The following is a 25,423-nucleotide window of genomic DNA, read 5'->3' on the forward strand; positions in this document are numbered from 1 at the left end:
AGCTACTCCTGCTCTTCCGCTTCGCGGATCTCGTTGAGCGCCTGCAGGGCAGCGCGCTCCATTAGTTCGATATCACTCATGACCGCACGCCGAAGGCGGGGCCGCACGTGGATCTGCAGCCAGGCCAGCACGCCGGCGTAGTTCAGGCCGACACGCACACCGGCCATGCCCGCAAACTGCCATTGGGTGCTGATGCCCAGCCAGGCACGAACGCTGCGCATGTTGTCGTGATGGACCTCAAAGGCTGCGTGTTCGGCTGGCTTGCTGCCGTCCTCGATGAGCTGGGCCGCGCGCTCAATGTCCTCGGCGGGTGCGCCAAAGGCGCGCATGGCCTCCAGCACCGATTCATCAACCGCCCAGGGGTCGGGCTGGACCTGACGAATCCCGGCCCACCAGCGCGCGGCCTCGATCAGTTTTTTTTGCTTGGCGCCACTGTTGGCACTCATGAAGGCGATCACAGTTTCGCGCGCAGCACCGGGCAGCGACTTGAAAGCGGCCAGGTTCTCGGGAGTGAATTCGACCGGCTTGTGCTGCAGATCCACCATTTCCCAGCCAATCAGGATTTCGTCCACCACGTCCTTGTAGGGAACCTCTGCCAGTTCGCGCTGACGGTCGTCATCGACGCGCTTGAAGATGCCGATGAAGTGCTCTTCACGCCAGCCGCTATCGGTCTTGACTTGGACGGTGACTTTTGCCTTGAAGGTTTCCTTGCGGGCCAGTTCAAACATTGGGTATCTCCTGAGATAAAACGAGAAAAGAAAAAGGGCCGCAGCAGTAGCGGCCCTTGTCGGGGTTGTTGAAAGTGGAAGCGGTCAGCGGACGATGATCACCAGCTCGTCATTGCCCACCACTGGGTTGACGTCGAAAGGCAGGGTCATCATCACGTTGGATGCATCGTCCTGCAGCGTGAACGGGCCGGGCTGGATGAACGGCATCTGCAGCTCAACGATGTTGCCGGCCGTGGTGCCGTGCACGATTTTGAGCGGGCCGCCCGTGCTGGTGCGCACAATCTCTGCCCAGTCCTTGGTGGTGACCTTGGGGAACTCCATGGTGATGGAGCCCGTAGGCTGACGGTCGTCGCTGGAAGTGCCCGCGCAGTTGATCAGCTCGCGCCAGGCAAGCTGGTTGGCCCAGTTGACGCTGAATGCGCTGGTGCAGGCTGCGTGCCCGTGGATCTCCAGCGTGGGCGTGTTCTTCTTGCCCACCGTGAACGGCTGCTTGAACTTGGTGTAGTCCACGCCCGTGGGCATCGCCACCTCGGAGGCCGGGGAATAAGTGCCCAGGAATTCAAACTTCATCACCGGGATGCCCTTGGCGTTCAGCTCAAAGGTGACGGTGCCGCGCGCGTCCTCCATCTTGAAGAGCGTGCCGTCCACATAACCGTACATGGTCATGACGGGCTCGCCCTCGCTCACGGGCGAATAGCGCACATCCGTGCCAGCCGTGATGGTCTGCGAGAAGCCGCAGGCCATGAGGATTGGCGCCCAAGCCGGTGCCGTGCCGGCGGTGCCGCTGCCGGCCAGCTCCACTTCAAAGCTGAATTTGCGGTGCTCGCCCACCGTGAGCTTGCCGCTGTTGCCCTTGTAGGGGCGGATCAGGTCGCGGGAGACTTGCTCGGCCGCAATGGGCTCTGGCGTGAAACCACGCACTAGAACAGCATTGGCTGCAGCAGTGGGAACCACCGCCGTGCCCACCACCGACTGAACGGCAGCAAGCAGCAGCATCTTCTTCATAGACTTTGCCATGGTGATCTAACCTTTCTTCAGTTGAATCATTCAGCCGAGGGCTCGGCGGCAGGTGCCTGCACTTCGGTGGCGGGATCTGGCTTGCGCTCGCCGGTTATCGGGTCACGCACAAAGCAACCAGCCTTGCCGTGGAATTCATCCACAGCCAGCGGTGCACTGGGTTTGTGCTCGTCGGGTTTCACGGGCTTGGTTTGTGCAGACGTATGCACAACCTGCGCAGCCTTGGGCGCAGTCTTTTTGTCAGTGGTCATGGTGATGTGAGAGAGTTTCAGTAGCGAGGTGTACGCAGCACCACCGTGACGTGGCGCCCATACTTCTTGGGGTCGGGCTCATAGACGGCATCGCCGCTAGAGTCCTCGTACTGGAAGCAGTCCAAGGCTTCCATACCGGCACGGATCGGGCCGGTGGCGGGCGAGGTCGGGATCAATGCATCCAGCTCCTCCAGCGTGTCGGCCAGGGCCACGATCTGGACCGTGTGCTGGTCGTAGCCACCACCCATGCACCAGGCGTCCTCGGGGTTGGTCTCCACGTTGAAGACCACCGCAGGGAACTTGGGCCGGGTCGGCAGCTCGATGGCCCAGCTGTTGGGCACGTCCTGCAGGGCAGCAGTAATGGTTTCGTGAATCGTCGGCATCAGCCTCCCCCCTTGAGCACTTCCTGCACCACCGCCTTACCCATGGCGTCGATGGCCTGAGTGCGCTTGCGCTCCAGAGCAGGTTGGATGAAGGGCTTGGGCGCCACATGGGCAACAGCCTCCTGGCGCCGCTTGCGGATCGACCTGCTGCCGCTGGCACTGCGCCGGGGGACGATCTTGTGACCCAACTCCACAAAGCGCCAGTAGTAGGGATCGTTATCGCGGCGGGTGACGATTCGGCCCTGGCTGTTGACGGCCAGGGATTTGTTGCCCTGCATGCGTACCTTCTTGGTCTGCTCGCGGCCATGTCGCACGCCGAGGTGAATCTGCTCAGTGCCTGGCGGCGCCTTGGATTCACGCTTGATGGCGATGTTCTTGATCATGTCGCCGGAGACCTTGGAGCCGTTGGCCGTGGCAATGGCAATCGCCTCAGCCTTGAGAACGCGCCCGCCCGCCACCACCACCTTGCGCGCAACACGCTTTTGCATGTCAGTGCGCACTCTCGTGAACTCGGCCCGTATCTCGCCAATGCCGAGGGTTTCAGTTTTAGCCATTGTTCAGACCGCTTTCACAAGTCAGGAGCAAAGCACGCCGACGATCCACAACTGGATTGACGTGTTTGATGTTGAAGATCTGGCCATTCAGAACGACCCTCATCTCTGCGGTGATGCCCGGCCGCCAGTAGAGAAAGAACTCCTCTCGGGCGACAGCGACCTCACCACCGGCAGAAGTGCTGGCCCGCTCAAACCCGCTTTTGCTGGTGCGGGTGGCCCAGACCTGTAATGCGAATGGCGCCCAGGCGGTCTTGACTCCGCCCGAGGTGCCTTTTGTGAACGTAGGCGCCTCAATGTCTATGCGACAGTTGAACTTTCCAGCTTTCAGCATAGGCACCTCAGAAGCGCGGCGGGACGGTGATGTCGGCCAGCATGCTGCCGATGAACTTCAACGGCAGCTCGGCCACGATGGTTCCTGTAATCAGGGACTCGCGCTGCTGAAACAATGTCCCGGCCTGGAGCAGCATCCAGGTTTTGACCGAGGGGTAGGCGGCGAAGTCCACGCCGGCCTTGTAGGTGATGCGCACCGGACTGCCACCACCAGCCAGGGTTAGATGGCTGACCCGCTGACCTAGCTGCAGGCTGTACTGAGTCGGCGAGAGGATCTGGCCGCCTGACGCAAGAGACTTCACCTCCAGCACCTCGACGGCCTGACCCACATCGAGCGCACGGCTCAGCAGGCCCGCAGGCCAGTCCTCCACATACTCGGCCTGGCGGATCGCTGCTCCGGTTTCGGCCTCGCATTGAGCTGTGACCGTGGGAATGATCAGATCGCGGATCAGCGCCTCCTCGGCGTTGGCCAGGTCATCACGTACCCAGGCCACCACATCCTGGACGGTCAGCACTGGATCGCCGCTATATCGAATGCGGCGCGCCATGATCAGGGCCGGTCGTCGTCAGCGCCGCCAGTGCCGGCGCCGTTGTCATCGGGCGACTTATCGCTGCCATCGCCAGTGCCCTTGCCATCCGCAGTCGTCTGATTGGCCACCGGGGGCTTGCCGGTCGCTGCGCCCTTTTCCTGCTTGGTCGCAGGCTTCTTGACCGAGCTATACGGCTCGGCCACCTTGCCATTGACCAGCGCCTCAGCCTGCTCAGCTGGGAAGCCTGCGACTTCGCCCTTGTTGTAGCCGCGCCAGGTCTTAAGAAACTGCACTGCCACGTTGTCTTGCTTGCTCATGATTGGATTCCTTAAAGTCCGATAAACCCGGCCCGGAGGCCGGAGCCGATTTACATGCCGGCGCCCCACTTCACAGCGGTGCCGACTGCCACGGACTCGACGTGACGCAGACCAAAGTCGTTGTGATCAATCAGGCGAATCAGCGTCTGATCGCGCTGGAAGGCAGAGATAACGTCTCCGCCCGCGTTCTTGTAGGTCGCTTCATTGCTGTAAGCGATGGTCATCTGGCCGGTTTCGCCGATGTAGTTGTCGGAGAAGTCGTTGAAGTAGATCTCCGACTCATCGCCGCCCGCGCCGAGATTCACCGGAATCTGAGTTGTGATGCCGATGGGGTAGCCCTTGAGCTGGCCCTGTTCGATTTCGGGATAAGCCTTGTTGCCGTTGCCATCACGCAGCGCCTGCAGCCAGCGCACGGTGCGGGGTGCCATCAGCCAGCCGCAGTTGGCCATGTTGGCGTTGGCCGCTTCCAGGCGCAGCATCAGACCACCCAGGAACATATCAATGTCCTGCAGGTCAGGGTTGACCGGCGCCGTCACCACGTTAAAGGGCAATGCCAGGTAGCGCAGGCCCTTGGGCTCCAGGTCGCTACCCACGTTGCGGATGAAGGTCACATCATCAAACAGCGCCTTCGTGACCAGCATGTCCTGCGCGACCAGTGCATCCACCTGGGGATTGACGCCAGAGAACTTCAGCAGGTCATTGGCGATAGGCACCAGTCCGGCCTGCTTCTTGGCCTGCAGCTTCATATCCGCGAAGGTCATGCCCGTGATAAGGATGTCCGTCTCCGTACCGATATAGGAGATGGTGGTGGAGTCTTTGATGCGGGGCAGCGTCATGTTGCCGTTGAGCAGCGGCAGAGAGCGCGCACCCATGCGACGCATGACGGCATGCGGCCGCAATGCCTCAATCACAGAAGTGGCCATATTGGTGGGGACCAGCACACCACCCGCACCAGGCGTGACTGTGCTGAGCGCCATCACCACCTCGTTGTCAAAGCCTCCAGCACGGGCCAGCTCTGCTGCCTGCAGCTGGCTGCCGCCCGCAGCGCCCAGAAGGCGCACAATCTGAGCGGCCTGCGCGCCAGGCGCTTCATTGCTGGTGACAGTGATGTGAGGAGTCTGGCCGGGAGGCGATGCAATGCCACGGCCCGATTCAGTGACCGGCACCGCCGCCGAGGCTGCGAGGCGCTCTGCCGATTCGGCGCGGGCAATTTTTGCGGTCAGGTCAGCCATCTGGCTTTCCAGGGATGTGAACTGTTGCAGCTCTTCAGCCGAGAGGGTTTCGCCGCCAGCTTCCTTCTGTGCCAGGGCTTGCAGCTGGGTATTGAGCTGGGCGCGTTCGCTGCGGAGTTGAGTCACGAGAGACATGGTTTGCTTCCTTGAGGCAATAAAAAAGCCCGCATGGCGATTGCCAGCGGGCCGGGAGATCTGCCGCGAACGCGTCAGAGTTGAACTTGTGCTGCAGCAGCTGCAGCGCGTACAGATAGGCGACTGCCGCTGGGGCGGTTTGCCCGAGTCACGGCGATGGCGCGGGTGATGTTGTCGAGGGCGTCGGTCGGTGCTTCCAGGCGGTCGGCCAGGCCCAGGCTGATGGCCGCTTGACCTCGATAGACGCCGGCCTCCGTGGCGCGCACTGCATCAGGGCTCAGCCCGCGATATTCCGCAATCGCATCGACAAACATTGCATAGCCCTCATTGACCAGACCTTGCAGGTACTGCAGAGACTGCTCCGTGAGGGGTTCATGCGGCGAGAGGTCATTCTTGTGGGCGCCAGCGTAGACCGTGGTCACTTTGACGCCGGCCCGCTCCTCCATCACAGAACGATCCATATGCTTGGCGATCACGCCGATGCTGCCCACACCGCTGGTGCGGCTGACCACCAGCTCGGAACAAGCCGCCCCGATCAGGTAGCCACCGCTGAAGGCCTGGAAGTTGACGATGCCCGTGATGGGCTTTTGCCGACTCATGGCCCGCAGATCGGAGGCCAGCTCGAAAGCACCCGTGGCAGAACCGCCAGGGCTGTCGATGTCCAGCACGATGCGCTCCACCTTGGGATCAGCCACCGCGCGGCGCAGTTCGCTGCGCAGCCCTTCATAGCTGGTCATTGTTTCGCAGACGTTCATGTGAGCGCCACGGCTGACCAGCAGGCCATGCACAGCGATCACCTCTACGCCCGTGGACTCAATGACCGCCCGGCGCTCGGCTTCCTGCCTGGCCAGCGCAGCTGAATAGTCGTCATCGTCGTGCCACATGCGCGGCTCGGCCGGGCCTGGCAGGTTGATGATATTCAGGCCCATGGTCTGATTGGCCCAGCGCACGGCCATTTCGACCGTGTCGGGCGTGGCGAGAAGGGGCTGATTGAACAGCAGCCCGGCTGCACGGAGATAGCTCTTCATTGCGGTGCCAGTAGTTTTTCAATTTCGCGCTGCTGGTTCACCAACTGGGCGCGCACTTGAGGGTTGTTGAGATCCGGCGTGCCCTTGCTGGCATCCACCATGTTCAGCGGCTGCAGGTAGGTATCGCCTCCAGTAATGGGCGGCATGTTTTCCAGGCGCCGAATGTCGTTGACCGACAGCCAGCCCCACTGCCGCCCGATGGCGTAGGCCTCGTAGCGACTCTTCTGGTCGCCCCGCATGAGGCCAGACAGGTTGAACTCGATGAAGTAACGCCCCCGCTCCTTATCCAGCAGGAAGTCGCGCATCATTGCGCCCTCGTGCCGTTTGGCCCAGGGCAGCAGCGCGAACACCACGAAATGGATCAGCAACTGCTCAATGGTGTTGTAGTTGGCCTTCTCCAGGTCGTTGACCATGGGCAGCGGGATCTTGTAGATCCGCGCCACATCCACGCCCGATGTCTTGAGCATGGAGATCATCTCGGCATCAACGTTGGACAGCGACACCGCCTTGAAGGTCATGCCCTCCTGCAGCAACGCCACTTTCCGAGCATTGTCTGCACCGCTAAATTTGCTGCCCCACTGGTTGATGATCCCGTCGATGGTGGCCTGGTCAGTGATGGCCCTCATCTCCTTGGGCCGCTCAATGACGCCCGACAGACTGGCTCCGTTGGCAAATGACTTTCCCGCAAATGTCCGTACTGTCTGAGCAAGGCCAATGGCATCGGCGTGCAGCTGGATAGGCGACAGCCCCACATAACCGTTATGGCTATGCCAGCGAACGTGGTGCACCAGGCGCATGGGCAGCGGTGCACCGGCGCCGGCCACCTGGTAATAGGGCAGTAGATCCGGCCCCTTCAGCACTGTGACCTTGGATGAGTCCAGAGGCCAAAGTGCCTTGACCTGGCCGTGATCGTCACGGTCGATGAAGGAGTAACTGTTGCCGCGCAGACCTGCGGCCATCTGCGACAGTTCTACCCGTTCGTAGGGAGTCTGGAAGTCGTTGGGCTTGCTGCGCAGGACGTTGTAAAGCGGGTGCTCAGTGGCAGCGACCCGCCCCCCCATCGTCGAGGCGCTCATACAGCTCTGCAGGGCACGAGGCCAGGCTTTCGGCCAGCAACGTGACGCAGTTCTGCAGGATGGGCAGGGCCAGCGCGGATTCAGGCGTGACGCGCACACCGGACGCGCTCATGCCGATCGATCCCAGAAAGCCGTTCCAAAAACTGCTTTTGCTATCGATCAGGTCGCCCGTGCCGCTACCGCCAAGCAGCGAGGAAAAAAACATGGCAATCCTTTACTAGCTGGGCTCGCCCTTGGCGATCAATGCGGCTGCTGCCTTATCCAGCAACAGCGCGTACAACAACAGACAAACCCCGGCAACGCACAGCGCCACCGGGACGCTCCAAAGTGCCAGCCCACTAACCAGGAGGGCGAAGCCGAGCACTCCAAACACAAACGAGAGAATCCGCAGCTTCATATCCGCACTCCTGATTCGTAAATGGAAGGGCCGCCCAACTGGGAGCCCTTCCCGCTGATACCGCAAGCCATGACCGAGGCGACGATGCCGTCAATTCGGCCAATTGACTTGGACTTATCGACCTTCCGGTTGTTTGCTGGGTCAGCAGTCACCACAGCATTTGCCGCATTCCAGGTCAGCACAGGATTCGAGTCATGCCGCAACTGCTCGATGACCTCCATGTCCTCCAGTGGCTCCGACCCCTCCAAGGGAGCGCCGAGCAAACGACGCTCAAACTCATCGACCGCTGGGGCCATGTCTTGATAGCCCTGACCGAATTTCTCAATGGGCGGCAAGCTGATGCTGTGCTCAGACATAAGCTGGATCAGATCCTCAATGCGCCAGCGGTCATAGGCGATCTTTTCCACACCACCGAAGAAATCACAGATGGTTTGCAGGCGGCGCAACACAAACAGACGGCTGACAGCTCTCCCTGGTGTCGTCTCCAGCTGGCGCTTCTCAATCCACTCTCGGTAAGGAACCCGGTCACGCTTCTCGCGCTCATCGATGTCGTGATCAGGTATCCAGAAATACGGCATCAATCGCCAGTACGGGTCTTCGACCGTTGGGAAGAAGAGCAGCACGAAAGCCGTCAAGTCCGTGGTGCTGGACAAGTCCAGGCCAGCAACAGCCCTGCGATTGCGCAGCAAGCGCATCGGCACTTTGTCTGCGGCGCTGCTCCAAATCTCCCAGTCAATCCAAGGCGACTCCGCCTGAGTCCACACGCAGAAATTCAGGCGCAGCACCTTGGCCTGCTTCGATGGCATGCCTCTGGCACCTTGCACCTGTGCCCGCAGGTAGGCGTATCCGGGGATGCCTTCGCGCTGACCTGGCAGGCGATATCTCAGCGACGGATTGACCTTCGGCCAGCAGCGCTCATCCTTGATCGGGTCGTCGCCCTTATCGAGCGAGCAAATGAAACCGAAGAACCGATCATCCTGTGCCTTTCCTGTGCACACGTCTGCACCGTAATCGTGATACTGGCCGCAAGGCGTGTTCTTGTCGCTGCCGCTGTTGGTGATCATGATCACCATGGCCCGCCGGCGGCTCTTTGTGCCGGCGATCATCATGTCAATCACCGTCGCCGTCTTGTGCTCGTGCACCTCGTCAATCAGGCCCACATGAGGGCGCGGCCCTGAGCCACCTTCATCTGCAGAGATGGTTTTGAAGAAGCTGTTCTTGCTCGGGTAGAACAGGTTCCACACCTTCTCGTCACGGCCAGATTGCACCAGGCGCGAGCTGAGACCAGGCGATTGATTGACCATCGCCACCGCATCCCGGAACAGGATCTGGGCCTGATCCTTCTTTGTAGCGGCAGCATAGATTTCCGCGCGCTGCTCGCCATCCGATGCCAGTCCATAGAGGCCGATGCCCGCCACAAGCGGGCTCTTGCCCGAGCCCTTGCCCGTCTCGATGTAGACCACGCGAAAGCGGCGCTGCCCGTCATCCATGAACCAGCCGTAAAGGCTCCCTACGATGAAGGCCTGCCAGGGCGCCAGCAGGAAAGGTTTCCCCTCAAACTCTCCACCGTTGAGTTTGAGGACATCCTCAAAATACCCAATGGCTTTATCTGCGGCCTTCTGGTTCCAAACCAGCCCACGCTTGTGCCCGGACTTGAGGTCACTGAGATGGCGCTTGCATGCTGCGCGTACCAGTGGGCCAGCGATGATGCGCCCCTGCAGCACGCGGCGCGCGAATTTAAGGACGCGGCAATCAGCTGAAGTAGCGGCTAACGGCGTCCTTTTCGTCATTTCCGAACAACTCCCCCTGCGGCAGCGGCGCAGCTTTCATGTTTCGCCGCGCCAGGGGCGACATACCGAACAACGCGCCAGCGGCGTTCGCGCGCTTTTCCGCGTCGTTTGCCAACTGGCGCCACACGCTGATCTGCCTTGCGCCCGTGGCGTAGGTCTGCACGTCGCCGCTTTCTGGATCTGCCAGATTCTTCTTGGCGATCAATTCACGGAACCGGCGCCAGTCGGCCACGGCCTCGCAGTAGGAGGCCAGGGCCATCATGTCCAGCTGATGCACCCAGCCCAGCGTGAGCAGATCGACCACCACGCGGCGCCACTCTTCCTGAGCAGCCGGGCTGAGGAATTCCGGCATCGGCGGCTCGCTTGATGCGATCGTCTGCGCCTCCACTTCGCGGAGCAGTTCAGCCGCGTTTTTTTTTGCTGGCATTTCCGCCTGCAAGGTGCAGAAAAGAGGGTTTGGCACTGCGGCCAGAGTTTGCGTTTCCTGCCATAATGGCCTCCTCACTTGATCCCCCCCCTCCCCATATTTCCCGCATTTTGCGTATAGAGAGGGGCTGTCGGTCTTGACCCTTCAAGGGGTCGAATTTTTCACCCCCCCCTCCCCCTCGGGTCGGCGTCGGTTCCATGGGTGAAACGGGTCTGATGGGCGCCCCGAGGGGTCGCATCCAGGCACCCGACCTGACTTTTCAACCCGCTGTTTCACCGAGTCATGGCAGTGCTTGCACAAGGGCTGCCAGTTGGACCGGCTCCAGAACAACTGCTGAGCTGCAGTCAGCCGAGCCGGATCTCCCGACTCCCTGGCCTCGCGCAGTCGCGGCGCTTCGATGTGGTCAACCACAGATGCGGGCACCACGTCTCCCTGCTTTGCATGCTCTGCACACAATGGGTTGTCACGCAGGAACTGATCGCGGGCCTGTTGCCATGCATAGTTGTAGCCACGCGAGTGCGAGCTGCCTCGCCGGTCGTCATGCGCCCGTTTGCTGGCGTTGCTCATAGTTGCTCCGAGGGGGAGGACAAAAGAAAACCCCGCACAGCGCAAACTGGCGGGGTTCCCGGCAAGGACTCAGCGGTTAGGGGCACTGAGCACTAGCTTGCCGCAAATGTACTGCAACTCTCTATGTGGAAAAACTCCCTTGCTTCGCCATGTACTCGCGGCCACGGGCTAATGCCTCTTTCTCTTCCCTCACCCTGGCCTGCTCCTGCAACCAGCCAGCGATAAAGTGGTCCGCCTGGTCGAAGTGCGAATGGATGGTGCTGGGGCTCTTACCTGTGCTGCGGGCTATCAACTGCACGCCGAGGTCCTGTAGGTAGTAGGCATGCAGCGTCTGGTACAGGTGAATCTTTCCGGGCTTCAACGCCTCCACCGCCTGATCCGTCTCCTCTCCTTCCTGGTCGATGTGCGGGATCATGCTGCCGTTGTAGCTGTTGCGGCTCCACACATCCACGGCCAGCACGTTCATCGAATGGAAGCCCAGGCCTGAGCTGTTGAGCCGGGCCTTCCACAGCGCCCAGTTGTCCAGGCGACGCTTGATGTGCTCGATCCGCGCCATGGTCAGGAGCCTCCCAGATCACCGTGGCCGGCGATCATGCACACGTGTGCACAACCGAACCGGGACATCAGGCGCGACACCTCGACAGCCCGCTTGAACTGTGTGAACGGTGCACCCGCCACATGCCCAGCCTCGCAGGCCCAGAACTGATCGGGCCGACCAATCAGGCCCAAGCGCACGATGCGCCACACATTCGAGTCCTTCTCTGCATACCGGCAAATGGTCTTGTAAACCTCGGGCATCGAATTCTTGATGCGCTGCTGCCCCTGCTCAATCAACCACTTCTCATGATCAGACCACTGGCCCTGACCACCCACTTTGACTGATGCCCTAACATCTTTGTTCATCTGTTCACCCTGTTCAGTTAATTGATAAGAGGGAATTGCGGATTTGCCCGAGCGCACGCGCGCCTGTGCCTATGCGCCCCGGCATGCGCTTGTCTCAGTCATCCAGGCTGAACAGTCATCAACTAGGCAATGCAGCAGCTTCAACCCCAAAAGAGAGGGGTAGTGATTGCTATATGGCACTAGGCAAACGCCTGAACAGCCTGAACAACTGAACAGAATCAACTCATAGGCGCATGGCAGCCCATCCCCGCCACTGCACCGCAGGCCGGGCGCACCATCGCCCATGCCACCACGTGGACGCGAATCTCGCCTCCAGCCACGTGGGCAGTGCAGCGCGATTCAGGCGCTGCCACCATGTCAATAGAAAAGGGGTTAGAACGGTTCATCGTCTCCGTCCATAGGCCCATAGCCGCCGCCACCCGCTGCGCCAATGCCAGCAGGTAGAGGTGGGGCCTCAAAGGTTGTCGATGCACCGCCAGGCGCGACTTCAGGTGAAGCGGTCACATCCGTTTGCTGCGTCCACGATGCGGACGCCTCATCCTCTTCGGCCGGGGGCCACACATCGGGCCGGAAGTACACGCCCGACTCCAGCACGCCGTTGACGCGCTGACGGCCTTTGAACTGCCAGCCATTGCTTTCAAGCCACGCCTCTATTTGCCCCTTCAGGACAGAGGTGGCCTTGCCAATGTCAACGCCCAAGGCCCTGATCAGCGAATTGACGGCCACGCGCTCAGCATCGCTGTTGATAAATCGCGCATCAGCTGTGGCCGCACGGGTCAGCAGCTTGAACAGCTCGTTATCGACGGCCGAATCTTGCTGACGGCTTTCCTGCATGGGCACAAACAGGCGCTCTTCTTCCTCTTCGGTCGGCGTGTAACGCTCGCCGCCCTTCTGATACAGCGCATAGGCCTCGGCCATCAGCTGGTCGCGCCACTTCTCAATCCATTCGGTCTTGATCTTGTGGCGCACCGGCACAGGCCAGAAGCGACGATTGCCCGTGCGGTCGCGCAGATATTTCTTATCGTTGGTCGATCCCACCAGCACACACTGGCGCGGGAACTCTTGCGCCTGGTCGCCATAGGCCACCCGGTAGTTGTCCACCATCGACGACACAAAGGCCTTGATGTCATTCACGTCCGCCTTTGAGAAGCTGGACATTTCCTGGATCTCATACAGCCACTTGCCGCGCACCTGTTCATAGGCTTCCTTGCCCCTGCTCAGGTCAAACTTGGTGTCGCTGAACCATTCAGGCCGGCCCGCCAACAAGCGGCCCAGCGTGGACTTACGCAAGCCGCCCTTGCCCTCAAGCACAGGCATATAGTCAAACTTGCAGCCGGGCTCCATGACCCGCCAGACCATGCCCATCACCCAGTAGCGACCGACAAGCGCCAGGTACTCATCCATCGGCGCCTTCAGCGTCTCGGGGGACTCACCCAACACATGGATCAGCCACTTGTCCAGGCGCGGCTTGCCGTCCCACTCCAGATCAGCCAGCCATTCACGCACCGGGTGATAGCGTTCCGTATAGGCCACCGTGGCAATGCCGTCCTTGATGTTCTGGGTAGAGACATCGCCCACGCCATACACATCATTCAAGTACATGCCCAGCAGCAAAGTGCTATCGGCCTCAAGCCCGCCCTCCTTGGCATGCGGCCATGGCCACGCCTTGCGCACACTGGTGCTCTTGCTCAGCTCATTGAATGCAACGCAGCCCTTGAGCTTGGGATCGTTCTGCAAGGCCGCCACCACCAGGCTGCGACGCAGATCCCAGCGGTACTTCTTGCGGTCGTAGAACTGCCACAGCCAGTCCAGGTCATCAGGGTCACCCGAGGGCGGACTAGACCCGCCGCTGTCCGTGCCAACGGGGGCATCGCGTTTTGGCGGCTTGCCACCACTTCCACCCGCTGCCGCAGGGGCATCAGCCTGATCGGGCGCGTCTGCAGACGCATCGACAGACGGCAATGGCTGTGCGCGGCCGAAGAAGGCCAGCACATCCTCACCGGTCCAGCCTTCATCCTTGATGGCGTCCTTGCAGTCCCAGCCGCTGGGCTTCGCGCCTGGCTCAGGAATGGGCAACAGCTGCACAGTGCAGCCTTGCTCAGCCACCAGATGGCCACCAATACCCAGCATCGCGCCCATGCCCGGCTGCTTGTGTGCAGGCAGCAAAGCTTTTGTCAGTTGCAAGGCTTCCTTCGCTTCGGGCTTATCCTTCACCTCGGCCTGCTCGGCCTTGGTCAACCTCTCACGTTGCGCATCGCAGTCAGGCCACAACAGCACCGTGGCCCCGGCAAGCCAATCCCAGCCCGCCTTCTTCCACGCCTTGCTGCCACCGGCCCAGCTGGCCACGCAGTAAATGCCAGGGGCCACCGCATCCAGCAACTGCTGCAGTACGTCTGCCTTGAGTTCGCCTTCAACCAGAATGACCGTGCGACCATTGGGCAGCTCGTGGCTGGGGAAATACAGCGGCCGGGGTTCGTCCCAGGTCTTCCACTTCCAAGCACGAGACGCATCGCGGGCACTACTGCAAAACGTGTGCGGCAAAGTATCCTTGCCGCCATCGCTGGTGCGGTACCGCATCACAAAGCCGTGCAAATCAGCACCCACACGGTACTCAGCTTTGTGCTCCAGGTCTTCCAGCTGACGGTGCTTGTGCCAGAACGTGGGCTGTTGCGCATTCCCTGGCACCGGCCGCAGCGTGCTCCACTCTTCCTGGTCACGAGTTTTGTCCGCTTTGGGCGCGGGTGCTGGGCGCGGGTTGGCTGTGGGCACCACGGGGGCTCCGCTGGACTGAATCACCAGCCCGGCCACGCTCTCCAGTTTTTCCTCGCGCGCCACCTGAATGGCAGCCTTGGCATTGCTCAAATCATGAATTGCGGCGTACAGGCCGATCAGGTCGTTGCCCTGGTCACCCGTGGCAAAGTCACCCCAACTGCCCGACTTCACATTGACACTGCAGCTATGCCCGTGCCCGCCACTCAAGTCGGCGCACCTGTACTCATGACCGTCAAACTGCCCACCAGGCAGCCAGCGCGGTACCAGATTCTCTGCATTGGCCAACAGCGCTTTACGCAGCGGGCCGAACTGAATGGGCGGCAAGTCATTGCGGCGCTGGTTCATGCAGCACCCCCTTGCCATCCCTGACAGAACATCGACACGCCGGCGTCCCTAACACCAGCGACGTGCACTACAACCATCCCTTACCCCCAGAGCTGCATGGCCTGCGAGAGGCCAACGAAATCCGCCTCATTGGCGGCATGAATTTGATGAGGCAGCGCGTACTCGGCTGCCGGGCGATTGCGGCCAGGCACCTTGCGCTGCCCACAAATCACAAGACGGCCATAGCGCTTCATCTTTGGCACCAAAGTGCGAGCTGCATCCAGGCCCACCTGCGCCTGTGCTGCGATCTCACGCAACGTTGCACCGCGGCCTGCAGCCGCCAGATGCTCAACGGCCTGCAACAAGGCCAGGCTGATTTCTCCTGCGGGCCTCATAGGTCCACCTCCAGGCCGGCAGCGCGGCGCACATTGCGGTGCAAGCGCAGGAGCAGCTCCACCTCGCCCATGATCTGGGCGCACATCTGCTCAGCCTCGGCCGGCTCCACTCGCTTGTCCTCGGTGACGCGCATGCCCAGGGCTGTCAGAGACCCGCCCTCAACGCCCAGCTGCAGTAGCTTCTTCTGGATGGCTTCAGCCTCGCAGGGCCAGCCACCAGGAGGAGCCGGGGGCAAGGTCATAGCCACCATGCCGTATTGCTGGTTCAGCATGCTCAGCCACTTGAGGGAGCCAGGGTCGCGGCATTCCTGCATCCATTCCGTCAGCAGCTCCAGCATCTCCAGATTGATCCATTCGCCATCCACGCCACGCAGGCGGGCGCGCAGGGTCTCGGTGTGAATGCTGCGACCACGGCGCACGGTCAGAAACGTGGCAGCGGCTGAGACGCCGCCGGGGGTGTTGCGCACTGCGTTGTAGAGCACATCGCGCCATGCATTGGGAGACAGATAGCAGGTCACAGCCCACCCCCTTGAAACAGAAAAATTTCAGGCTTTCGGCCCGCGACCGCAGCAACGACACTGCGTCCATGAATAAAAAAGCCCACCACCCGCAGCACAGCAAGCCGCACGCAACTGCCAATGCGTGCAGCACCTTGATGGAGCGGGGAGACAAAACGCCCGGCAGCTGTGCAGCTCGGTTCTGGGCGGTGGGTAAAAGTGAGACGGTTAGCCATGGACAGCCACATCGCCCCAAGGCTTCATTCCGTACACATGATCAAGAGACACTTCCCGCCCTGCGTCAGCTGCAAGACCTACAACCCGCTTACCGATTTCCACTGAAGGGGTGGTCTCTCCGCGCTCAAATTGCCCAACAGCACTCTGGGTACAGCCCACCCCCTCAGCAAATTTCTGCTGAGTAAGCCCAAGCGCAAGGCGAATAGCTTTGATGTTGCTCATTCGCACATAGTAGCATTGCTTCTTGATAAAGTCAAAAGCATTGCTGTTATGTGTTTTCCAGTAGCTAAGCTACTGTTCCCTCATGTCAGATAGCAAGCTCAAGAGCACCCCCGAAGCACATCAAGAAGCACAGCAACTGAAAGCCCTCTGGGACAGCAGAGAGCATCCTGGCCAAGCCGTTTTCGGAGAAGAATTCGGCATAGGAAGCCAAAGCGCTGTTGGTCAGTTTCTTCGTGGCGAGCGCCCCCTTAGCCTGAAAGCAGCAATTGGTTTTGCAAAAGGACTGAAATGCAATATTTCAGACTTCAGCCCACGGCTAGCTCAAACCATATCCATTGCTGCAGAACCTTCTGCCGAGTACAGAATTGGTGACAATGCGAGTGCCAATGAGGTACTAATTTCCCAATACTCCGCATATGGCGCTATGGGCCCCGGTTTCACTTTAGAAGATCACCCTCCAGGATTTATAAAAAGTTGGCGCGTGGATAAAAGCTGGCTAAAACTCAACGTTCCTTCATACACCAGCGCCAATAATCTATGTATTGTTACTGGATTCGGGAATTCCATGAAGCCGAGATACAACCCCGGCGATCCTCTTCTTATGGATAGTGGTGTAACCCATGTTGACCATGATGGAATATTCTTTTTCCGCGTCGAACAATACGGATTCATTAAGCAGCTACAAAGAATACCAAGCGAACACGGAATGATATTAAGGGCTAAGTCATTTAATCCAGATTATGAGTCTTTTGATATTAAGAGCGGTATGGATTTTCAAGTTTTCGGAAAAATCCTAACCGTTTGGCGTAGCGAACAGTTCTAATCGATTTTCATGAAAATCTCACGCTTAAAAATAGCTATTTTCCCGCTATTAGCTACTTGCTACTTTTCAGCTCACGCCGAAAAAATTAACCTTCAGCTGGTTGGACAACAAGGCGATCACTATTTTTTTACGGTACCTAAACCTCAGATTAGAGATCAGGCATTTCTCCTGAGAACAGCTGAAGGCTACTGCTTTAACAAAGCCTTCTGCTATGTCCATTTCTGGGAGACAGGGACAGCATCCCCAAGAAAATTCCCTCTAGCCCCCAAAGAGGTTAGCAGTGAGGTCGCGAGCTACACGAGCAATCAACGAACAGGAAAGAAGCAAATGCTGTGGCGCTGCTCTATCTTTCCCAAGGCAACCAAAGATGAATGCTTTTCCTGACAGCATCAGAATCTGAGTTCACCCATCACAGAAGCACAAAAGAAGCGTAGCTGTTGACATTTCAAGAAGCAATGCTACTATGCAACCCGTCGCACCAACGCGATGGGCTCCACGGCATCGACCGGGCCAGCCCCGGTCGTTAACAACCTGCTGAGCACATACGGCACCCCTCGGTGCCTTGCCCTGCCCCGTGCAGGGCAAACCTAAGCGCATTGCCACCCCGGCCAATGCGCTTAGGTTTGTGCCGCGCCCGTGGTTCTTCTCCTCCCTCCCTCTCTTACTTGCCACGGGCTATGCGGCCTTTTTCTCGCGCCCGAGTGGTGCCGCATGTGCTCAGCAGGATCTGCCCGCCCTGACCAGGCGGGCTTTTTCTTGCCCAAGGAGCAGAGGATGAGCACCACACAAGCCTGTGCACACGTGTGCACAGCACCCCGAATACAGAGTGCACACGCGTGCACTAGCAAGCATCCATTGAACGGGTTCCCCTTTATGTCGGCTCTCGCGCGATGCGATATCTGGATCTTGATCGCAGCTGAAAACCGAGCATCAGCCGAGGTCTTGCGCGCGCACTGGTCGAAGCTCAAGAACAGCAAAGTATCGAACGCCATCCTCGACGGTGAATTTGCACTAACCGAATGCGCACGAACCGACGAAGACAAAGCAATTCAGTACGGCGGGCTCCTTCACATCGGTGTAAACGCCGCTGTTCAAAAGGCTCGAGAACTACACGAACTGCGTGCAAAAAGGCGCCAGGAGGGCAAATGCTGACCCGCTACATCGTCACCTGTGGCGGCAAGCGCCGCACCACCCTTGCCACCAGCAGCTGCGCCGCAATCGACCGCGCAATGGTTCGCTTCGGCAACACGCAACGCATCAGCGCACGGAAGGCGGCAGCATGAAGACAACCACCTTGCTGCCCCAGCGTCCACGCAGTCGCCGTCAGATGGATCGCATGCGCCGACAGCGCATGCTCATCGCTGTCCTGGCCTGGGTCGCCATCATCGCGCCCGCCACGGCAGCGACTTACATCATCGCCACGCAAGGCCTGGAGCTGCAGTTCAGCCTGCAGATCAAAGCATGACGACCGACGCTCAAATCGAACTGAGCGGCGTGCTGCTGCAGGACGCCGAGGTCCGCACCCGCCCCATGGGCGACGACAACACCGCCATGCCCGTGCTCTGCCTGGTCATGCAGACAGACGGCAGCTGCACCGCCCCTGTGCGCGCCGAGCAGGTCTACCCCGCCGCAATGCGTGGCGATGCAGACCGCGCCGCCAAGACCATGAAAAAAGGCATGCGCGTCACGGTCTGGGCACCCATCGCCCAGCTGCGCACCACGCTGGGCATGTCCAGCCGCATCCAAGTCCACGGCCGCACAACGCAGGCCAACACAACCCCACCCAAGGAGGCAACACATGCCCATGCTTGACCCCATCATCGTCGCCCTGACTGGACCCGCCGGCGCGGGCAAGGACACTGTGGCCGACTACCTAGCTGGACACCACGGCTACACAAAGCTGGCCTTTGCCGATGCGCTGCGCGATGAAATCGGCCGTGCCTTTGACGTGTCGATCCAGCTGCTCATCCAGCGCGAGACCAAAGAGCACCCCATGTCAGCGCTCGCCCTGCGCCGCTGCATGGACAACGAGTTTGTGAATCGGATCTGGGTCCACCTCGACAAACTGGACCTGAGCGCGCCCCGCAGCCCGCGCCAGATCATGCAATGGTGGGGCACCGAATACCGCCGCGCCAACAATCCGCACTACTGGCTCGATGCCTTCACGACGCGATTTGTCAGGGCGCACCGAGACGGCCAGAACCGCTTTGTAGTGACTGATGTGCGCAATGCCAACGAGGCCGAACTGCTGCGCGAACTGGGCGCCAGCCTGTGGCAGATCACCCGCCCCGGCTTTGAGCCCCAGCCAGGTTCGCACAGCAGCGAAACCACAGGCGCCGAGTTCGGCCCCGACTACCAGCTGGTCAACAGCCACAGCATCACCCACCTGCACAAGCAGGCCTATGCGCTGCTGGCCAAGCTCGGCAAAGCCCAGGAGGCAGCATGACACAAGGCCAGACCGTCACGCTGCATCTGCGCACTAGCGATGGCAAGCCCTACACCCATGAAAGCCGCAAATGCATGCACTGCGGCCTGGGCCTCGCTTACCGCGATCAGGAATTTCGCAAACGTCACACATGGACGGATAACGCTACGACCTACGCCAACCCTCCCACCGGCCAAGTGGCCTGCAATGGAGCAGCAACAGCATGACTGACACCCAAGACCCCATTAGCCAGGCCATGCCAATGCCCGGCGCCGGCGAGCGCATGGACCATGTGGCAATCGTCAGCATTGCCCGCAGCCTGACCAACCCGCGCAAGCGCTTCGACCCGACCAAGCTGCAGGAGCTGGCAGACAGCATCGCGGCCAGCGGTGTGCATCAGCCCATCTTGATTCGCCCGCTCCCAGGCCACCGCCTGGAAGACACACACCGCGAAGCCCGCGCACTCAAGCAGCCCGCGCCCGAATATGAGCTGGTGGCCGGCGAGCGCCGCTGGCGTGCCTGCCAGCTGGCCAAGGTTGTGCAGATCCCGGCCATGATCCGCCCCATGACCGACGAGCAGGCCCTGGAAGTCCAGGTCATTGAGAACCTGCAGCGCGAGGACGTGACCGAGCTGGAAGAGGCCGAGGGCTATCGCACCCTGATGGATAGCCAGGGCATCAGCCTGGAGCAAGTGGCGCAGAAGATCGGCAAGAGCAAGAGCTATGTGCATACGCGGGTCAAGATCTGGACTTGTGCCAGGAAGGCCAACACGCACTGCGCGAAGGCAAGATTGACTTCTCTGCTGCTCTCCCGGTTGCCCGTATTCCCAACGAGCAGCTGCAGATCAAGGCACTGGAAGAAATTCTCACCCGGTCTAGCATGAATGGCAGCCGCATGAGTGCCCGTGCCGCGCAAGACCTGGTTCGCCACAGCTACATGCTCAAGCTGGAGTATGCGCAGTTTGACCGTGAAGACGCGAATCTTTGCCCGGCAGCAGGCACGTGCAGCAGTTGCACCCATCGCACCGGCGCAAACCCGGACATGTTTACGGACGTGGAGAGTGCAGACGTGTGCACGAACCCGCCCTGCTACCGCGAAAAAGAAGAGGCACACGCGGCCAATGTGCGCAAGCAGGCCGAGCAGCTGGGCGCCGAAGTAATCGACGGCCGCGAGGCCAAGGCCCTGGTCACCAGCAGTTTCAGCAACCGGGTGGAAGGCTATCTGCGCCTGGACAGCAAGGACGACAGCCCAATCAAGGGCAAGACATTGCGGACTGCATTGGCCGAGGTCATGGAGCAGGCAGGCGTGCAGGCCACCATCATCGTCAACCCGCACAACAATAAAGACCTCATCCCGGTGCTGCGCCCAGAGCAAGCCCGAGAACTGCTGGCTATGGCCGGCGCCAAGGAAGCCGAGGCGAAGCTGGCTGAGGAGGCTGAACGCACGGCCAAGCTCAATGAGGAATCAGCCAAAGCCCAGCTCAAGACAGACTACGAAATCGCGTGGCGCCAGGGCACGCTTGCCGCCATCGTGCAGCACCTACAGGCACCCAGCCAGGCCGCGCAAGACTGCATCACCCTGATGGCTGCGCGCAATATCGTCAACACGATCAATACCGCCCACGCGCAAACGCTTTGCAAGCTGATGGACTTGGGCAAGGTCGCACCAGTCGCGGCAATCAAGGAGCAAGCCGAGGCCAGCCCTATCAGCACCGCCGGCGCAGTGATCGCTCTCAGAGATAGTGCCTACTCACCATGGTGGGATGAACGCAACCCATACACCCAGCCGAATGAGCAGCTGCAGACGCTGGCAACCGCTTGCGGCATAGACATTGAAGCCATCAAGGCACAGGCAAAGGCCAATCAGCGCGCGGCCGAAGCCGCCCGAAAGGCCGCTGCCACCCCTCAAACTGCCGCCCCGAAGGCCGATCTACCCCAACACCCCGCTGCGCGCGCTGGCGGTGATGGCGGGCGAGGCAATGCCAAAAAAGGCAAGAAGCCCGCTGCGCAGGCCAGCGAAAAGCCGAAAACCAGCGCTGCGCATGCGTCTGCCCAGATCGCTGAGGCGTTGCAAGAGTTGGAAGGATCAGGCGCGGCCGCAGCCGCGCAGGGCAACGATGGGGCGCCTGTGGCTGTCGCCCAGGCACCCATATCAGGCGCTAAAGCGCAAGGCGACAAAGCAGCCCCTGTAGCCGCCAAAGCGGCTCATGGTCTGCCGCCCTCCCCTGAGATCGAGGACGACTTCCCCTACCCGGACGATGACGCACAGCAGCCTGCTGACGCGCAGGCTGCGGCCGCTAACGGTGGCCAAGGCAATACAGACGCGAAGACAGGGGCTGCAGCGAAGCAATGGACGGCCGAGGAGCTGGTGGCCGAGCGCGTGCAGATCCGGGAGACCGCTACCGGCAAGCAACAAAAGCCCTGGATTGGCTACGAGGGCACGGTCGTGGCCCAGATCGGCCCCGAGTCCGTAGACGTCTCCATCGTGCGCGCCCCGCGCTGCAAGCCCATTCGCGTGGCCTTCCATATCTCTGAAGTTGAGGTGATTCAATGAGCACAACCACACTCTTGCCCTGTCCGTTCTGCGGCCAGCGGCCGACCGAATACGCCATCGAGCCGCATACCCACGTCCTCCAGTTCGCCGGCGCAAAGATGCCCGACCACCCAGGCAGCCACGTCATCGAGTGCGCGTGTGGCTGCGGGATGATTGAAGCGACGCGCGAGGAAGTTATCGCCACTTGGAATCGTCGGCCCACCCAGGCTGCAGCCTCGCCAGTGGTGCTGCCTGAGCCTATGCATCGAGAATGGCGCTTCGCTTTTCAAAAGGCCATCGACACCATGGCGATTGAAGCAGACGTTCGGCCGGATGAAGAAGACCAACGCCAGATGCGGCGAGCTATTGCAATCCTGCGCGCCCTGCTGGCTACTGGTGGAGAAGCGCAGGCGCAGCAACCTGCGATCATGCCCAAGGGCGAGAGCGCAGCCGCACAACTGCGAACCATGGCAACGAACTACCCAACCGGTCACAGCTGGGACAAGCTCGATGCAAAAGTCTGCATCCGTGGTGCTTTGGAAATCGAGGCATTGCGCGCCCAACTGGCCACTGCTACCGGACTTCCCGCGCAGGCGGACATGCCAGATAGCTTCCGAGAATGGTTTGCAAAGAACTATCCGGCCGACACCATCATTGTTGACCCGGAATGGCACGCAAAAAGCATTTTCCGCATGGCGCAAGCCCATGCCCGGCTTGCTGGGATGTACACGCAGGATGCAGTGACACAGGCAGTTCGTGATTACTACTTCGCGCTCGATACACACCAGCATGGAGGAGTTGCAGCAGGCGTAGCTCTTGGCGCCATTCAAAAAGTTCTCAATCTCAACTGGGTTCAAGGTGCCGAAGCATCGACCCGCGCCGTTATGGCGGCATCAAAGGGGGAATGATGGGACGCCGACGCTTCCACACACCACAGCCAAAGCGCGGCCGCAATCCGCTGATGGTTTTCAACCAGCACAACAGCAAGCTCACGCCTGCCGAAGTTGCCGAGACCATGGGCTCACTACGCACGGCCTTTGCGCACATGCGCGAAGGCGTGGCTACGCACAACGAATATGCAGTCCTGCACACCAGCATGCTGATTGCACAAGAGATTGAGCAGATGGGCGTCGTGCGCGGCCTGCAGGAGCACATCACGGCCGCGCTGCAGGCCTGCGCCTCCTACCAGGAGCGCAGCGGCTATGCCGAAAACTGGGCGCCCAGCGATATGCACTTCCATGAGCTGGACGCACTGGGCGCGATGCTAGATCTGCACGAGTACCAGCTACAGCAGCTCACCGCACGCGAAGTGCACCTGGCTGCACAGCGCTTGATTGCCCGCACCAAGTCCGCCGGCGGCGATGTCTACCAGGCAGACAACAGCATGACCACCCTGACAACCTACAAACAAGAACAAAGAAAGCGAGCCTGATCATGGAAGCCGCAGATCAAATCATCGACAGCGATATCTACACGGCCGAGCAGATTGCCTCTCTTCTGAAATGCGACAAAGAGACGGCAGAAGCACGCATCCGCAGCGGCGACCTGCCAGGCGTCAAGTTTGGTAAGAGCTGGGTCATTCCGCGCCAGGCGCTGCTCCAGTGCCTGAATGAAATGGCACTGAGCGAAGCCGCCCAGCGGAAAGCAGACCTGCAGGGCACCCGTGCGGCCGCACTTGAAAAGGGCAAGACCCCCGCCAAAGCTGCGGCCGCACCCTCACCGATGCTGCCGACCAACGAACGGCCTCGCAGACGCGGCCAGAGCCGTAAGCCGCCGGAGCTGGGCGGCCTGCTGGCCAGCCATGGAATGCCGTGCTAGCCGTACATGCGCGCGGCCAGATCCTCCGCACGGAAGCTGGCGTAGCGCTGCGGCATCTTGCTCCCCGGAGCCCAGCCCATCATTCCAGGTATCTCTACCTCACGGAACATCCAGTCACCCGTTTTAGGGTGACGCATCTCATACCAGCGGCAGGTCGCCTCATGCCGCAAATCATGCTCAGCCAGCCCCTGGCAATCGGCATAAGCAAACACCGTCCTGAAACGGTTTGACAGCTTGTGCGACACACGATCCATCTCATCAGGATCACCATCCCAGAACGGGAAAATCAGCTGCTCCGCCCCCTCATTCGGGAGCACTTCCAGATACTCACGCAGCACGGGCAATAGCTCCGGCCGCACCGGCACCTCGCGCCACTTAACATTCCCGTGCCACTGCTTGCTGGTGCGCACGCGCAGCTTGAGCGCATCGAGCTGGACCTGGCCACGCGTCAAGGTATAGGCCTCCCGCAATCGCAATCCCGTCCAGACGATCAACCTAAAGAGCACAGAGAGCGCGGGCATGTCTGGCGCATCCAGGGCGCGCTCACGGTCTGGCCGCTTTTCACCCGCCATGGCCCGTTCGATCTTCTCCTGCTCTCCAGGGAACAGGCGCCGCTCTCGGCTCACGTCCACACGCACAGACAAGCCTTGCGCACCAGGCACGCCGGCGGCATTGGCCTGTGCGATCTCTTCACGGTCCTTGCCGTTGTAGGAGGCCAGACCACGGGGCAGCAGCTTGAGCGGGTTGCCGAAGTTCACGCCGTCCGCCTGCCGAAGCCACCAGTCAAAGCAGCGCGAGAGTGAGCCAATCCGCTTGCGGATGGTGCTGGGCGCGTAGTTCTTGCTCGCATCGAGCTTCATGCTTTTCACCCAGGCCTCGGCCCACTTGTAGGTGATGTCGGCAATGAGCACCTTGCCCAGCTCGATCTGCAAGAGTCGCAGGATCTCCATGTCACTCCTGGCGGGCTGGCCTGTATTCATCCAGGCACCGATGATGTAGCGCAGCTTTTCGGTCGGCTTGGGCTCGGCATCAGTCCTGGCCAGATCTGCTGGCACGACGCCGGCAGCTAGCAGCATGTCGACCTGCTTGCCATAAGCATCGGCCTCTTCACGCGTTTCAAAAGTCAAATACACCGGCTTGGGCAGCAGCTTGTTTCTGATGGTCAGCTCAAAGCGGCCCGTCCGCGTCTCCCGCACACTCGCCATATACACCCCTAACACTGTATAAAACAACAGCCATATAAAGTGTACTCGTGTGGACGGCAAGAATGAAGTTCCACGCGTGGTTTGACCGCGAATGACGCGCGGTCAGCATCGTTTTTACGGGGGTTTTGCGCGTGTAAAAACAAAAAGGCCACCCGCAAGGGTGGCCTAACTTGTTGATTTCCTTGGAGAAATCTGGAGGCGCGAACCAGAGTCGAACTGGTCTAACCGGATTTGCAATCCGGGGCATAACCGCTTTGCTATCGCGCCGCTATCACAAAAACCTGGAGCGGGAAAACGGGTTCGAACCGTCGACCTATACCTTGGCAAGGTATCGCTCTACCAACTGAGCTATTCCCGCATTCAAAAAGCCTTCGCTTTCTGATGCGAACCTGTATTGCTACAGGCTCTGAAAACCTGGAGCGGGAAAACGGGTTCGAACCGTCGACCTATACCTTGGCAAGGTATCGCTCTACCAACTGAGCTATTCCCGCATTCAAAAAGCCTTCGC

General features: G+C 60.4%; 34 protein-coding genes and 3 tRNA genes. 12 read left to right on the forward strand and 25 right to left on the reverse strand.

The genetic code is table 11. The annotated features are described in order from the left end of the window. Nucleotides 1-2: 2 nt before the first annotated feature. The 21 genes from V8Z78_RS15855 to V8Z78_RS15955 form a co-directional block, all read right to left on the reverse strand. On the reverse strand, nt 3-728 hold the full coding sequence (locus tag V8Z78_RS15855) for a DUF1799 domain-containing protein (RefSeq protein ID WP_349731673.1): 726 nt from the start codon (nt 726-728) through the stop codon (nt 3-5). Nucleotides 729-812: 84 nt separating this feature from the next. Continuing rightward, entirely contained in the window at nt 813-1,745 is a 933-nt protein-coding gene (locus V8Z78_RS15860; RefSeq protein WP_279086786.1) for a phage tail tube protein, read from the reverse strand. A gap of 26 nt (nt 1,746-1,771) precedes the next feature. Then, a complete protein-coding gene (locus V8Z78_RS15865; protein WP_279086788.1) occupies nt 1,772-1,996 on the reverse strand; it encodes a hypothetical protein in 225 nt (74 codons plus the stop codon). Between the two features lie 17 nt (nt 1,997-2,013). Next, complete coding sequence (locus V8Z78_RS15870) at nt 2,014-2,379, reverse strand: hypothetical protein (protein ID WP_279086790.1); 366 nt, start codon at nt 2,377-2,379, stop codon at nt 2,014-2,016. Continuing rightward, the gene (locus V8Z78_RS15875; protein WP_349731674.1) at nt 2,379-2,933 is read right to left on the reverse strand and encodes an HK97-gp10 family putative phage morphogenesis protein; all 555 of its coding nucleotides are present in this window, start codon (nt 2,931-2,933) and stop codon (nt 2,379-2,381) included. Before V8Z78_RS15875 ends, V8Z78_RS15870 begins: the two co-directional genes overlap by 1 nt. Then, nucleotides 2,926-3,264: a head-tail adaptor protein gene (locus V8Z78_RS15880; RefSeq protein WP_349731675.1), complete on the reverse strand. Its 339-nt coding sequence runs from the start codon at nt 3,262-3,264 to the stop codon at nt 2,926-2,928. Before V8Z78_RS15880 ends, V8Z78_RS15875 begins: the two co-directional genes overlap by 8 nt. Before the next feature lie 7 nt (nt 3,265-3,271). Then, nucleotides 3,272-3,811 (reverse strand): hypothetical protein, encoded by a 540-nt coding sequence (locus V8Z78_RS15885; protein ID WP_349731676.1) that lies wholly within the window; start codon nt 3,809-3,811, stop codon nt 3,272-3,274. A 2-nt stretch (nt 3,812-3,813) separates the two neighbouring features. Beyond that, nucleotides 3,814-4,110: a hypothetical protein gene (locus V8Z78_RS15890; RefSeq protein ID WP_349731677.1), complete on the reverse strand. Its 297-nt coding sequence runs from the start codon at nt 4,108-4,110 to the stop codon at nt 3,814-3,816. A 50-nt stretch (nt 4,111-4,160) separates the two neighbouring features. After that, the gene (locus tag V8Z78_RS15895; RefSeq protein WP_349731678.1) at nt 4,161-5,477 is read right to left on the reverse strand and encodes a phage major capsid protein; all 1,317 of its coding nucleotides are present in this window, start codon (nt 5,475-5,477) and stop codon (nt 4,161-4,163) included. Nucleotides 5,478-5,551: 74 nt separating this feature from the next. Continuing rightward, nucleotides 5,552-6,505: a S49 family peptidase gene (locus tag V8Z78_RS15900; protein ID WP_349731679.1), complete on the reverse strand. Its 954-nt coding sequence runs from the start codon at nt 6,503-6,505 to the stop codon at nt 5,552-5,554. Then, nucleotides 6,502-7,581: a phage portal protein gene (locus tag V8Z78_RS15905; RefSeq protein ID WP_349731680.1), complete on the reverse strand. Its 1,080-nt coding sequence runs from the start codon at nt 7,579-7,581 to the stop codon at nt 6,502-6,504. Before V8Z78_RS15905 ends, V8Z78_RS15900 begins: the two co-directional genes overlap by 4 nt. Next, nucleotides 7,541-7,786, reverse strand: coding sequence for a hypothetical protein (locus V8Z78_RS15910; protein ID WP_349731681.1), 246 nt, complete (start codon nt 7,784-7,786; stop codon nt 7,541-7,543). The genes V8Z78_RS15905 and V8Z78_RS15910 overlap by 41 nt, the downstream gene beginning before the upstream one ends. Nucleotides 7,787-7,798: 12 nt before the next feature. Then, nucleotides 7,799-7,978, reverse strand: coding sequence for a hypothetical protein (locus V8Z78_RS15915; RefSeq protein WP_349731682.1), 180 nt, complete (start codon nt 7,976-7,978; stop codon nt 7,799-7,801). Then, nucleotides 7,975-9,768 (reverse strand): terminase large subunit, encoded by a 1,794-nt coding sequence (locus V8Z78_RS15920; protein WP_349731683.1) that lies wholly within the window; start codon nt 9,766-9,768, stop codon nt 7,975-7,977. Before V8Z78_RS15920 ends, V8Z78_RS15915 begins: the two co-directional genes overlap by 4 nt. Further along, on the reverse strand, nt 9,731-10,195 hold the full coding sequence (locus tag V8Z78_RS15925) for a P27 family phage terminase small subunit (protein ID WP_349731684.1): 465 nt from the start codon (nt 10,193-10,195) through the stop codon (nt 9,731-9,733). Before V8Z78_RS15925 ends, V8Z78_RS15920 begins: the two co-directional genes overlap by 38 nt. Before the next feature lie 688 nt (nt 10,196-10,883). Next, on the reverse strand, nt 10,884-11,318 hold the full coding sequence (locus tag V8Z78_RS15930; RefSeq protein WP_349731685.1) for a hypothetical protein: 435 nt from the start codon (nt 11,316-11,318) through the stop codon (nt 10,884-10,886). Nucleotides 11,319-11,320: 2 nt separating this feature from the next. Then, the gene (locus tag V8Z78_RS15935; protein ID WP_349731686.1) at nt 11,321-11,722 is read right to left on the reverse strand and encodes a hypothetical protein; all 402 of its coding nucleotides are present in this window, start codon (nt 11,720-11,722) and stop codon (nt 11,321-11,323) included. A 315-nt stretch (nt 11,723-12,037) separates the two neighbouring features. Beyond that, complete coding sequence (locus tag V8Z78_RS15940) at nt 12,038-14,782, reverse strand: VapE domain-containing protein (RefSeq protein WP_349731687.1); 2,745 nt, start codon at nt 14,780-14,782, stop codon at nt 12,038-12,040. Nucleotides 14,783-14,862: 80 nt separating this feature from the next. After that, complete coding sequence (locus V8Z78_RS15945; RefSeq protein ID WP_349731688.1) at nt 14,863-15,156, reverse strand: hypothetical protein; 294 nt, start codon at nt 15,154-15,156, stop codon at nt 14,863-14,865. Continuing rightward, nucleotides 15,153-15,674 carry a hypothetical protein gene (locus tag V8Z78_RS15950; RefSeq protein ID WP_349731689.1) on the reverse strand — a complete coding sequence of 174 codons (522 nt, stop codon included), beginning with the start codon at nt 15,672-15,674 and terminating at the stop codon, nt 15,153-15,155. Before V8Z78_RS15950 ends, V8Z78_RS15945 begins: the two co-directional genes overlap by 4 nt. Before the next feature lie 207 nt (nt 15,675-15,881). Beyond that, nucleotides 15,882-16,112, reverse strand: coding sequence for a helix-turn-helix transcriptional regulator (locus tag V8Z78_RS15955; protein WP_349731690.1), 231 nt, complete (start codon nt 16,110-16,112; stop codon nt 15,882-15,884). 82 nt (nt 16,113-16,194) lie between these two features. Between V8Z78_RS15955 and V8Z78_RS15960 the strand changes: the two genes are divergently transcribed. The 12 genes from V8Z78_RS15960 to V8Z78_RS16015 all read left to right on the forward strand — a co-directional run bounded on the left by V8Z78_RS15960 (nt 16,195) and on the right by V8Z78_RS16015 (nt 23,710). Further along, nucleotides 16,195-16,935, forward strand: a complete 741-nt coding sequence (locus V8Z78_RS15960) for a LexA family transcriptional regulator (RefSeq protein ID WP_349731691.1) — start codon at nt 16,195-16,197, stop codon at nt 16,933-16,935. 9 nt (nt 16,936-16,944) lie between these two features. After that, nucleotides 16,945-17,319, forward strand: coding sequence for a hypothetical protein (locus V8Z78_RS15965; RefSeq protein WP_349731692.1), 375 nt, complete (start codon nt 16,945-16,947; stop codon nt 17,317-17,319). Between the two features lie 761 nt (nt 17,320-18,080). Then, nucleotides 18,081-18,218, forward strand: a complete 138-nt coding sequence (locus V8Z78_RS15970) for a hypothetical protein (RefSeq protein WP_349731693.1) — start codon at nt 18,081-18,083, stop codon at nt 18,216-18,218. After that, complete coding sequence (locus V8Z78_RS15975) at nt 18,215-18,400, forward strand: hypothetical protein (protein WP_349731694.1); 186 nt, start codon at nt 18,215-18,217, stop codon at nt 18,398-18,400. Before V8Z78_RS15970 ends, V8Z78_RS15975 begins: the two co-directional genes overlap by 4 nt. Next, complete coding sequence (locus V8Z78_RS15980; protein WP_349731695.1) at nt 18,397-18,747, forward strand: hypothetical protein; 351 nt, start codon at nt 18,397-18,399, stop codon at nt 18,745-18,747. Before V8Z78_RS15975 ends, V8Z78_RS15980 begins: the two co-directional genes overlap by 4 nt. After that, nucleotides 18,734-19,381 carry a deoxynucleotide monophosphate kinase family protein gene (locus tag V8Z78_RS15985; RefSeq protein ID WP_349731696.1) on the forward strand — a complete coding sequence of 216 codons (648 nt, stop codon included), beginning with the start codon at nt 18,734-18,736 and terminating at the stop codon, nt 19,379-19,381. The genes V8Z78_RS15980 and V8Z78_RS15985 overlap by 14 nt, the downstream gene beginning before the upstream one ends. Beyond that, the gene (locus V8Z78_RS15990) at nt 19,378-19,587 is read left to right on the forward strand and encodes a hypothetical protein (RefSeq protein WP_349731697.1); all 210 of its coding nucleotides are present in this window, start codon (nt 19,378-19,380) and stop codon (nt 19,585-19,587) included. Before V8Z78_RS15985 ends, V8Z78_RS15990 begins: the two co-directional genes overlap by 4 nt. Then, on the forward strand, nt 19,584-20,243 hold the full coding sequence (locus V8Z78_RS15995) for a ParB/RepB/Spo0J family partition protein (RefSeq protein ID WP_349731698.1): 660 nt from the start codon (nt 19,584-19,586) through the stop codon (nt 20,241-20,243). The genes V8Z78_RS15990 and V8Z78_RS15995 overlap by 4 nt, the downstream gene beginning before the upstream one ends. An 11-nt stretch (nt 20,244-20,254) precedes the next feature. Then, nucleotides 20,255-21,913: a hypothetical protein gene (locus tag V8Z78_RS16000; RefSeq protein ID WP_349731699.1), complete on the forward strand. Its 1,659-nt coding sequence runs from the start codon at nt 20,255-20,257 to the stop codon at nt 21,911-21,913. Beyond that, nucleotides 21,910-22,800: a Lar family restriction alleviation protein gene (locus V8Z78_RS16005; protein WP_279086830.1), complete on the forward strand. Its 891-nt coding sequence runs from the start codon at nt 21,910-21,912 to the stop codon at nt 22,798-22,800. Before V8Z78_RS16000 ends, V8Z78_RS16005 begins: the two co-directional genes overlap by 4 nt. Then, on the forward strand, nt 22,797-23,324 hold the full coding sequence (locus V8Z78_RS16010; RefSeq protein ID WP_349731700.1) for a hypothetical protein: 528 nt from the start codon (nt 22,797-22,799) through the stop codon (nt 23,322-23,324). The genes V8Z78_RS16005 and V8Z78_RS16010 overlap by 4 nt, the downstream gene beginning before the upstream one ends. A gap of 2 nt (nt 23,325-23,326) precedes the next feature. After that, nucleotides 23,327-23,710 carry a helix-turn-helix domain-containing protein gene (locus tag V8Z78_RS16015; RefSeq protein WP_349731701.1) on the forward strand — a complete coding sequence of 128 codons (384 nt, stop codon included), beginning with the start codon at nt 23,327-23,329 and terminating at the stop codon, nt 23,708-23,710. Here V8Z78_RS16015 and V8Z78_RS16020 read toward each other — a convergent pair. The 4 genes from V8Z78_RS16020 to V8Z78_RS16035 all read right to left on the reverse strand — a co-directional run bounded on the left by V8Z78_RS16020 (nt 23,707) and on the right by V8Z78_RS16035 (nt 25,406). Continuing rightward, nucleotides 23,707-24,837 carry a tyrosine-type recombinase/integrase gene (locus tag V8Z78_RS16020; RefSeq protein WP_349731702.1) on the reverse strand — a complete coding sequence of 377 codons (1,131 nt, stop codon included), beginning with the start codon at nt 24,835-24,837 and terminating at the stop codon, nt 23,707-23,709. The two genes, V8Z78_RS16015 and V8Z78_RS16020, sit on opposite strands and share 4 nt — an antisense overlap. Before the next feature lie 271 nt (nt 24,838-25,108). Beyond that, nucleotides 25,109-25,182 (reverse strand) — tRNA-Cys (locus V8Z78_RS16025). Nucleotides 25,183-25,197: 15 nt separating this feature from the next. Next, nucleotides 25,198-25,273 (reverse strand) — tRNA-Gly (locus tag V8Z78_RS16030). Between the two features lie 57 nt (nt 25,274-25,330). Then, a tRNA-Gly gene (locus tag V8Z78_RS16035) sits at nt 25,331-25,406 on the reverse strand. Nucleotides 25,407-25,423: the final 17 nt, after the last annotated feature.

This window comes from Comamonas sp. wu1-DMT, from assembly GCF_040187805.1.
In the GTDB taxonomy this organism is placed as follows: domain Bacteria; phylum Pseudomonadota; class Gammaproteobacteria; order Burkholderiales; family Burkholderiaceae_C; genus Comamonas; species Comamonas thiooxydans.

Coding starts and splice junctions, on each gene's coding strand:
- V8Z78_RS15855 (WP_349731673.1), bottom strand. CDS start 728: ATGTTTGAACTGGCCCGCAAGGAAACCTTCAAGGCAAAAGTCACCGTC.
- V8Z78_RS15870 (WP_279086790.1), bottom strand. CDS start 2,379: ATGCCGACGATTCACGAAACCATTACTGCTGCCCTGCAGGACGTGCCC.
- V8Z78_RS15860 (WP_279086786.1), bottom strand. CDS start 1,745: ATGGCAAAGTCTATGAAGAAGATGCTGCTGCTTGCTGCCGTTCAGTCG.
- V8Z78_RS15895 (WP_349731678.1), bottom strand. CDS start 5,477: ATGTCTCTCGTGACTCAACTCCGCAGCGAACGCGCCCAGCTCAATACC.
- V8Z78_RS15955 (WP_349731690.1), bottom strand. CDS start 16,112: ATGAGCAACATCAAAGCTATTCGCCTTGCGCTTGGGCTTACTCAGCAG.
- V8Z78_RS16005 (WP_279086830.1), top strand. CDS start 21,910: ATGAGCACAACCACACTCTTGCCCTGTCCGTTCTGCGGCCAGCGGCCG.
- V8Z78_RS15930 (WP_349731685.1), bottom strand. CDS start 11,318: ATGGCGCGGATCGAGCACATCAAGCGTCGCCTGGACAACTGGGCGCTG.
- V8Z78_RS15880 (WP_349731675.1), bottom strand. CDS start 3,264: ATGCTGAAAGCTGGAAAGTTCAACTGTCGCATAGACATTGAGGCGCCT.
- V8Z78_RS15945 (WP_349731688.1), bottom strand. CDS start 15,156: ATGAGGCCCGCAGGAGAAATCAGCCTGGCCTTGTTGCAGGCCGTTGAG.
- V8Z78_RS15940 (WP_349731687.1), bottom strand. CDS start 14,782: ATGAACCAGCGCCGCAATGACTTGCCGCCCATTCAGTTCGGCCCGCTG.
- V8Z78_RS16010 (WP_349731700.1), top strand. CDS start 22,797: ATGATGGGACGCCGACGCTTCCACACACCACAGCCAAAGCGCGGCCGC.
- V8Z78_RS15910 (WP_349731681.1), bottom strand. CDS start 7,786: ATGTTTTTTTCCTCGCTGCTTGGCGGTAGCGGCACGGGCGACCTGATC.
- V8Z78_RS15920 (WP_349731683.1), bottom strand. CDS start 9,768: ATGACGAAAAGGACGCCGTTAGCCGCTACTTCAGCTGATTGCCGCGTC.
- V8Z78_RS15905 (WP_349731680.1), bottom strand. CDS start 7,581: ATGAGCGCCTCGACGATGGGGGGGCGGGTCGCTGCCACTGAGCACCCG.
- V8Z78_RS15985 (WP_349731696.1), top strand. CDS start 18,734: ATGCCCATGCTTGACCCCATCATCGTCGCCCTGACTGGACCCGCCGGC.
- V8Z78_RS16015 (WP_349731701.1), top strand. CDS start 23,327: ATGGAAGCCGCAGATCAAATCATCGACAGCGATATCTACACGGCCGAG.
- V8Z78_RS15915 (WP_349731682.1), bottom strand. CDS start 7,978: ATGAAGCTGCGGATTCTCTCGTTTGTGTTTGGAGTGCTCGGCTTCGCC.
- V8Z78_RS15900 (WP_349731679.1), bottom strand. CDS start 6,505: ATGAAGAGCTATCTCCGTGCAGCCGGGCTGCTGTTCAATCAGCCCCTT.
- V8Z78_RS15925 (WP_349731684.1), bottom strand. CDS start 10,195: ATGCCAGCAAAAAAAAACGCGGCTGAACTGCTCCGCGAAGTGGAGGCG.
- V8Z78_RS15980 (WP_349731695.1), top strand. CDS start 18,397: ATGACGACCGACGCTCAAATCGAACTGAGCGGCGTGCTGCTGCAGGAC.
- V8Z78_RS15960 (WP_349731691.1), top strand. CDS start 16,195: ATGTCAGATAGCAAGCTCAAGAGCACCCCCGAAGCACATCAAGAAGCA.
- V8Z78_RS15965 (WP_349731692.1), top strand. CDS start 16,945: ATGAAAATCTCACGCTTAAAAATAGCTATTTTCCCGCTATTAGCTACT.
- V8Z78_RS15875 (WP_349731674.1), bottom strand. CDS start 2,933: ATGGCTAAAACTGAAACCCTCGGCATTGGCGAGATACGGGCCGAGTTC.
- V8Z78_RS16000 (WP_349731699.1), top strand. CDS start 20,255: ATGAGTGCCCGTGCCGCGCAAGACCTGGTTCGCCACAGCTACATGCTC.
- V8Z78_RS15890 (WP_349731677.1), bottom strand. CDS start 4,110: ATGAGCAAGCAAGACAACGTGGCAGTGCAGTTTCTTAAGACCTGGCGC.
- V8Z78_RS15995 (WP_349731698.1), top strand. CDS start 19,584: ATGACTGACACCCAAGACCCCATTAGCCAGGCCATGCCAATGCCCGGC.
- V8Z78_RS15865 (WP_279086788.1), bottom strand. CDS start 1,996: ATGACCACTGACAAAAAGACTGCGCCCAAGGCTGCGCAGGTTGTGCAT.
- V8Z78_RS15990 (WP_349731697.1), top strand. CDS start 19,378: ATGACACAAGGCCAGACCGTCACGCTGCATCTGCGCACTAGCGATGGC.
- V8Z78_RS15970 (WP_349731693.1), top strand. CDS start 18,081: ATGCTGACCCGCTACATCGTCACCTGTGGCGGCAAGCGCCGCACCACC.
- V8Z78_RS15975 (WP_349731694.1), top strand. CDS start 18,215: ATGAAGACAACCACCTTGCTGCCCCAGCGTCCACGCAGTCGCCGTCAG.
- V8Z78_RS15885 (WP_349731676.1), bottom strand. CDS start 3,811: ATGGCGCGCCGCATTCGATATAGCGGCGATCCAGTGCTGACCGTCCAG.